This is a genomic window from Oleiphilus sp. HI0061, from assembly GCF_001635675.1.
In genome coordinates, this window is sequence record NZ_LWFE01001696.1 from 1 (window position 1) to 612 (window position 612).

1 protein-coding gene is annotated in these 612 nt (G+C 46.6%); it reads left to right on the plus strand.

The genetic code is table 11. The features are described from left to right. Window positions 1-14 precede the first annotated feature (14 nt). A partial coding sequence (locus tag A3735_RS26090) for a methylmalonyl-CoA mutase family protein (RefSeq protein ID WP_231882662.1) occupies window positions 15-612 on the plus strand: 598 nt, incomplete at its 3' end.

A 612-nucleotide genomic window follows, 5' to 3' on the forward strand; every position in this document is an offset into this window, starting at 1 on the left:
TGTATGAATACTGCTTGCACAACATTCCTTCATGGAATGCTTCAAACATTTGCTCATATCACCTTCAAGAAGCCGGCGCGACGCCTGTTCAAGAACTCGCTTTCGCTCTGACAACAGCAATTACAATTCTGGATGCAATCAAAGAACGTGACTGCTTCAATGAAGAAGAGTTTGAGCGTTGCGTTGGCCGAATTTCTTACTTTGTAAACGCTGGTATGCGCTTTGTAGAAGAGACCTGCAAAATGCGCGCATTTGGCGAAATGTGGGATGAGATCACCAGTGAACGTTACGGTGTTAAGAACCCTAAATACCGTCGCTTCCGTTACGGTGTTCAGGTTAACTCTTTGGGTTTGACTGAAGAACAGCCAGAAAACAATGCATGGCGTATTCTGATCGAAACATTAGGCGTGACACTTAGCCGTAACGCACGTTGTCGCGCACTTCAGCTACCTGCCTGGAACGAAGCTCTATCCCTTCCGCGCCCTTGGGATCAGCAGTGGTCACTGCGTCTTCAGCAAGTTATGGCTTATGAAACTGACTTGCTTGAGTACCCTGACCTATTCGAAGGCTCTAAGGTTATCGAATCAAAAGTAGCTGAGCTAAAAGAGCAAG